Source organism: Methanothermobacter sp. (assembly GCF_049720995.1).
GTDB lineage: Archaea > Methanobacteriota > Methanobacteria > Methanobacteriales > Methanothermobacteraceae > Methanothermobacter.
Genome location: NZ_JBNASF010000041.1, coordinates 1 through 6,738, shown reverse-complemented (window position 1 = coordinate 6,738; position 6,738 = coordinate 1). Strand labels below are relative to the sequence as shown.

Genomic DNA, 6,738 nt, shown 5'->3' with positions numbered 1-6,738 from the left:
TGTACAGTCGACTGTACATAACTCCCCAAGGATACCTTCCCAGATGTACATACATCTTTTTTTCTTTGTACATACATTGACGAGAGTACCCCTGAGTATTCCCAACGTGAAACTAGTAAAACTCTGAACATGTTGGAGAGCACCCTGCAAACAATGATTTGCACGCACGTGGTTATAAACTCAAGCATACGGACTTGCAGAGTACTCACTATGCATTAGAAGTAAATGTTATTCTAGGAGTTTTTTGAGGATTTCTTTATTTTCCTCGATGTACATTTGAATGGCCTCGCATAGGGCCGTATTGAATGGTCTCTTATTGTATTTTACGGAAGCGATGATTCTGAATTTGGTGTGCAAGTCTTCTGGAACCGTTATAGTAGTTCTTATTTTACGTGTCTTTTTTTGTTCCATAGTTACTATGTGTCCCCTTTTGCTGTATATTTTTTACTATTATCAGCATATTCCTGTTCTATTGGATGGTGTTCTTCTGCTGAAACACTTAAAAATGTAAGGGATGTCATATATATCTTTCTATTTCTTTAAAGTAGAAAATAATATATGTTAAATATAAGATAGATACTTGTATCAAGGAGATGGTTTTGAATATGGATTGTGAAAATTTTTGTGATTTGGTAATCTATGTGGCTCGAGAGGTCTTTAATGAGTCAGAATACAAGTATTTAGGGAAAACCAGGCTGAACAAGTTAATTGTTATAGTATTCCAAGAATTAGGATACCCTGTGGATGGATTTGTATGGGGATATTATAAACATGGATTTTACTCTCCCCAAGTAAATGAATTTTTAGGCAAACGCGCGCCAGCTCATGATGAGCTTAATTTAGGATCAATAAATACCCCTTTGTTAGTTAATACCCCTCAAGACCCTCAAGATATTCTAATTAAAATTAAAAGGATAATCTTAAGCTATCAAAATCACTTTAAGAAGCGCAGGGATTCTTTTAGAGATTGGGTTTATAATGAAAAAACTCCCATTAATTATAGGCCTTTTTATGGGGTTCATAATGAACTCTTATCATGGCTTGATAATGCTATTGATGGTAATATAGATAAAGAAAAACTTGATGAACTTATAACAGACTACTACCTATCTTTAAAGCATGTATCAGAGGATACTTTATATTTATTTTCAGATTTTACTGATTTATTAGAGGATCTAGTATTAACATCAACTAAGAATACTAATGATTTGAATTATGAGGAGAGAACTGAGGTGACAAAAATTGGATCGTGAAGCACTAGGACTCACAGGCCTGATAATATTGGGGATGATATCCTTATACTTCAAACAATACGAATTAGGCTCTGCATGTATCGGGGCCATCGCAGGATACATAGCCCGCCCAGGAGAAACAACATGAAAGGGGGACATGGATGCATACAAAAAGAGAGAATCACAAGCCTCGAGGAAAGACTGAAAAACATTGAATACGACATCATCGACATCAAAGAGACCCATAAAATGCTAATAGACCTCCAAGCAGAAATAGCAACCCTCAAAGCCTACCACAAAATCACCATGATACTCCTAACAGCCCTGATCATCCCCATAATCATCACACTCATACGCACAATATAACCCCACCCACAAAATCACACAAACAAACACAAGATCCCACATGAAAGAAACACCAACCCAAAGAAAAGCATTCGAATACTACTACTCCCTTGGCGACAAAAGAAACCTGAAAAAAGTCGCTGAAAAATTCGGATACTCATATGACACAATCAGAGGATGGTCATCCAAACTCAGGTGGCGGGAGAGGATATACCAGTACGAGAAAAAACAACTCCAGGAAATCAGAAGAGCGCGTGAAGAATTATCAGAGGAGTCAAAGGAGTACTATGCTGACCTCTGGAGCAAATACCTTAAGGCTTGCAGCCTCACACTGGAGGGTTACATTGAATCCATCGAGAATGGAGGGGAAGGCCTCACCTTAGGGACATCTAAGGACCTCCATAACCTTGGATTAGCAATTGCATTAGGCCTGGGGGATCCTACTGAGATACATGAACACCGTGAAAGTGGTGGTGAACTGGAGGATTTGCTGGAGGATCTTGTGTCGGCCACGAAGAACCTGAAGGATGAGGGTATGGATGAAGGCCTGGATGATGAAGAGGCTGAAGTTGAAGGTGGCTGACTGGAAAAAGAAACTGAAAGAATCAGAGAATATTCGGAGCATCCTCCAGGGCCTCTCTGACGGGGAATTGAAGCTGTTCTATTCGACGATAATATTGAACCCATATATCCCTGTGAACCCCTTCCATAAACAAAGTAAGTTTTTATTGTCAGATGAACGTGAAGTCCTGTATGGTGGTGCTGCAGGTGGCGGTAAATCAGTGGCTTTACTTATGGGGGCCCTGCAGTATGTTCATTACTCTGATTACGCCGCCCTAATCCTGCGCCGAACCTATCCTGAGCTCAGCCAGGAAGGAGGCCTTATAGACATGGCCCATGAGTGGTTGGGTGCGACGGATGCAGAGTGGAATGAACAGAAAAAACGGTGGGCATTCCCCTCCGGCGCTGCATTGCAGTTTGGGCATATGGAACATGAAAAGGACCGCTACAGATACCAGGGGTCATCATATCATTATATCGCATTCGATGAACTCACAGAGTTCCTGGAGTCTCAGTACAGGTTCATGTTCAGGTCATTAAGAAAAGAAGCGGATGACCCTATACCCCTACGCTTCAGAGCCACAAGCAATCCTGGGGGGGTGGGACATGACTGGGTTAAAACCCGGTTCATAAGCGGTGAGAAAACATTCATCCCCTCCACTTGGAGAGAGAACCCCTACTTGAACCGTGATGAGTATGAGGAGGCCCTTGATATGCTGGACCATGTCACACGTCGGCAACTAAAAGAGGGTGACTGGGATGTTAGCATCCAGGGCGGGGTTTTCAGGCGGGAATGGTTTGAGATCATAGACACACCACCCCATGACTTGGTGATGAAACTCAGGTACTGGGACCTTGCAGCAACCCCCCATGATGGTTCGAATGATCCTGATTACACGGTGGGCCTATTGATGGGTGTTGATCAGGATGACTACTACTATGTCCTTGATATTCAACGATTCAGAGGATCCCCTGGTGAGGTGAAGGCCAGGGTCTTGAGGACCGCTGAGGAGGATGGCCGGGAAGTCATCATAGCCAAGGAGGAGGAACCAGGGTCCTCTGGGAAGATTGTCACCGATTACCTGCGGAGTCTACTGCAGGGTTACACGCTCCGGGCGGACAGGGTAACTGGTGATAAGACGACACGGGCCCTGCCAGTATCCAGTTATGCTGAATCCTTTCGCATTAAGGTTTTAAGGGCCTCATGGACACAGGCATTCCTTGATGAACTTGAAGCATTCCCTTCTGAGGGCGTGCATGACGACCAGGTCGATGCCTTCAGCGGAGCATTCAATACATTGGCCATGGAGATGAGGAAGAAGAGGAAGATCTATATCTCCGGACCTCTCAGGAGGATGAGTCATGTTTAATTATCACTTATCAATCAAATCATTAGAGAAATACCGGGCAATCAAGGGGGATACGGATTCACAGGCCCTTAAGGAGGATGGATTTGAGGAGTACGTTGAACCCAAGGTCCACCCACTAGTCCTACTCTCACTATTACAGGTGAATCCTTATCATGCCAGCGCCTGCAGTGTTAAGGCTAATGATATCCTCCGTACAGGCTACCTGATAGATGGTGATGATGGTGGGGTTGAGGAGTTATTGAGGGCATGTAGGCCCTCATTTGAGTTCATCCTCCTTCAGGCCCTTGAGGATTTGCAGGTCTTCAATTATTGTACATTGGAGGTTGTCAGGGATGATCAGGGTGAGCCTGTCCGGTTGGATTATATCCCCGCCCATACGGTCCGGGTGCACAGGGATGGTTCAAGGTACATGCAAACATGGGATGGGATCCATGTAACCTACTTTAAGGATTACCGGTATGAGGGGGAGGTTAACCCGGATAATGGTGAGGATCAGGATGGTGTGGGGGCTAATGAGATTATCTTTATCCATCTGCCTTCACCAATCTGCAGCTACTATGGAGTCCCCAGGTACCTCTCAGCAGCCCCCTCTATACTGGCCATGCAAAAGATTGATGAGTATAATTACGCCTTTTTTGATAATTACACGATCCCCAGCTATGTTATCACTGTGACTGGGGAGTTTGAGGATGAAATGGAATTAGGATCGGATGGTGAACCCACAGGCCGAACAGTGCTTCAGGGCCTCATTGAGGACAACTTTAAGTACTTGAAGGAGGCCCCCCATACCCCCCTTGTCTTCTCAATCCCCGGGGGAGACACGGTTGAAGTTACGTTCACCCCCCTCAACACTTCACAGAAGGAACTGAGTTTCAGGGAATATGCGGCTGAAAAGAAACAGGATATCGCCGCCGCCCATATGATCGACCCTTACAGGTTGGGGATAATAGACGTGGGGCCATTGGGTGGTAATTTTGCTGAGGTGTCAAGGCGCACCTACTATGAATCTGTTGTGCGCCCCCAACAGGAGATCGTATCATCAGTCTTAACGGATTTCATACAACTCAAACTGGACCCTGGCGCCCGGTTCGTCTTCAATGAGGAGATTCTCATGGAATCAGAGTTTGTGCATAATTATGCTCTCCTGGTGCAGTGTGGTGTTCTCACCCCCTCTGAGGTTAGGGAGAAACTCTTTGGTTTGGATGGGGGCCCTGACATGTTCATGGTCCCATCTAGCATAGGCAAGTCTGCTATGAAGCGGCAGAAGAGGAACTATGAAAAGAACCAGATCAATGAGATCAAGAGGACCTATGCCAAGTACAAGCCCCGCATCCAGGAGATCATATCCTCAGAGTCCCCACTAGAGGATAAAAAGAAAAAAATCGATGAAGTTTTATCGGACTTTAGGGCGGAGGCATATGAAAACGGTAAGAAGATGCTCAGCATAGCAGGGGATATGGGGACCATGTCAGCCATCAACAGGGGCGTCTCCATGATCCCCCCCAAACCATCAAACCTAGAGGCCTATGAGGATCTCCTGGCAGCCTCTGTGGATGATATAGTGGAGCGGATACGACATTACCTTTACAAAGTCATAGGATGGAGGGAACTGTAATAGAATACCCCCTGTCCGCTGCAAATCCCTCCTAACATGGCTTTTATGGGTGGTTGGCCGGCTCCCTACTAACAATCTCATGGTGAGATGATGGCACGTCCCGGAGGAATAGATTACAACCCAGAGAAGCTGAACTCCATGATAGATGATTTCATGGACTCCACAGAGCATATCATGAACCGGGTGAGGGTCTCCAGTGTAGAGGCGTTCATAGATGACTTGCAGGCCCTCACAAGGGAGGAGTTCATCAGAAAATATGGTGTGACCCGTAGGGAATATGATGAGCTCATAGCCGCCCTTGAGGACATGAAGGATGAGGATATGGATGAGGCCCCATCAGAGGATGAGACTGATATGAGGGGGCTTATCTATTTCCTGGGCCTTGCAGTAATCTACCTGACCCGGGATGCTGAGAGAGATGCTGAGATAGAGGCGTACAGGCGGCACGCGGAGGATTATGGCAGGGAATTATATCTGAACTGGGTGACTATGGGTGATGATCATGTCTGTGAGACATGCCAAGACTATGAGGACGCTTCACCCTATAGGGTGGATGAATTCCCCCACATACCTCACCCCTTTTGTAGGTGCCATCCGGAGCCCTGTGATGAAGAGGGGAACCCAATTGATGACCTTTCAGAGTACAGCGGCCCTGAACTTGAATATTATGATGAGATCATGGAGGACTTTGGGGATGTTGGGATCGACTTTGAAGCCGTACCGCCACCGCCACCATACTACTACATTTAATGGGAGTGTGATAGGTTGTGACATGGAAACTGAATAGGAAAGGATATGATCATGCCAAGGGACTGATACAAGCCGGGAAGGTGAATGATGGCAAGTGGGAGAAACCCAACCTTGAGGATTTCAAGGATATCGAGGAATATGCACTATTCCACCTCGGGAAGGACCCTGAGGCCGACCCCAACACCGCTGAGGCCTATGCCTACCCTTATGGCCGTGGAGGTGAAGTGTACATCCAGGCGCTCAGGGCTATACGAGCCTCTGCTGCAGGGGCCCGGGGAGCAACACGTAACGATGAGATATTCAATGCTGCAGGGGGTTTGCTTGAAATGATCGATGAAAAAACTGAGAAATGCCAGGGGCAGTGCATACAACAGAACATGATAATTAAGGTGGATAAGCACCAGCGGATAGTCACAGGCCCGGTCCTGGTCCCAGATGAATATGACCTGGACGGGGATATCCTCACCAAAGATCAGATCGAAGAAGTAGCCTACAATTTCATGGAGAACTATCAGAACATTGACATCCTCCACCGCTTCAAGAATGTGGCGAAACCAGTGGAATCCTTCATCCTGAGAGAGGATACAGTGATAGGGGATGTGGAACTCCCTGAGGGCACATGGATACTCTCAGCAAAAGTATACGATGATGACACATGGAAAGGGATCGTCCAGGGCAAATATCAGGGTTTCAGCATCACAGCCGTTCCAGCAGTCATGAAGAAAACAACACTGGCAGATATTGGCTGGCCATTTGACGTTGTAACGGTTTCTATTGTTGACAGGCCAGCAGTCCCAAAAGCAAGATACCTATCTATTAAACGAGGTGATAGGATGGATGAGAAATCCGTGCTTAAAAGCATATT

8 protein-coding genes are annotated in these 6,738 nt (G+C 46.0%); all 8 read left to right on the top strand.

Features of this window, described 5'->3' with window-relative positions:
* Positions 1–599: 599 nt before the first annotated feature.
* Complete coding sequence (locus tag ACPLJI_RS08790; RefSeq protein ID WP_424741255.1) at positions 600–1,253, top strand: hypothetical protein; 654 nt, start codon at positions 600–602, stop codon at positions 1,251–1,253.
* Positions 1,243–1,380: a hypothetical protein gene (locus ACPLJI_RS08785; RefSeq protein WP_191216622.1), complete on the top strand. Its 138-nt coding sequence runs from the start codon at positions 1,243–1,245 to the stop codon at positions 1,378–1,380. Before ACPLJI_RS08790 ends, ACPLJI_RS08785 begins: the two co-directional genes overlap by 11 nt.
* Positions 1,377–1,598 carry a hypothetical protein gene (locus ACPLJI_RS08780; RefSeq protein ID WP_424741254.1) on the top strand — a complete coding sequence of 74 codons (222 nt, stop codon included), beginning with the start codon at positions 1,377–1,379 and terminating at the stop codon, positions 1,596–1,598. Before ACPLJI_RS08785 ends, ACPLJI_RS08780 begins: the two co-directional genes overlap by 4 nt.
* A 40-nt stretch (positions 1,599–1,638) precedes the next feature.
* On the top strand, positions 1,639–2,160 hold the full coding sequence (locus tag ACPLJI_RS08775; RefSeq protein ID WP_424741253.1) for a hypothetical protein: 522 nt from the start codon (positions 1,639–1,641) through the stop codon (positions 2,158–2,160).
* Positions 2,117–3,508 (top strand): phage terminase large subunit, encoded by a 1,392-nt coding sequence (terL, locus tag ACPLJI_RS08770; RefSeq protein WP_424741252.1) that lies wholly within the window; start codon positions 2,117–2,119, stop codon positions 3,506–3,508. Before ACPLJI_RS08775 ends, terL begins: the two co-directional genes overlap by 44 nt.
* On the top strand, positions 3,501–5,123 hold the full coding sequence (locus ACPLJI_RS08765; protein WP_424741251.1) for a phage portal protein: 1,623 nt from the start codon (positions 3,501–3,503) through the stop codon (positions 5,121–5,123). Before terL ends, ACPLJI_RS08765 begins: the two co-directional genes overlap by 8 nt.
* 90 nt (positions 5,124–5,213) lie before the next feature.
* Positions 5,214–5,873 (top strand): hypothetical protein, encoded by a 660-nt coding sequence (locus ACPLJI_RS08760; protein ID WP_424741250.1) that lies wholly within the window; start codon positions 5,214–5,216, stop codon positions 5,871–5,873.
* Positions 5,874–5,953: 80 nt separating this feature from the next.
* Positions 5,954–6,738, top strand: a 785-nt coding sequence (locus ACPLJI_RS08755; protein ID WP_424741249.1) for an XkdF-like putative serine protease domain-containing protein, incomplete at its 3' end; no start/stop codon positions are given.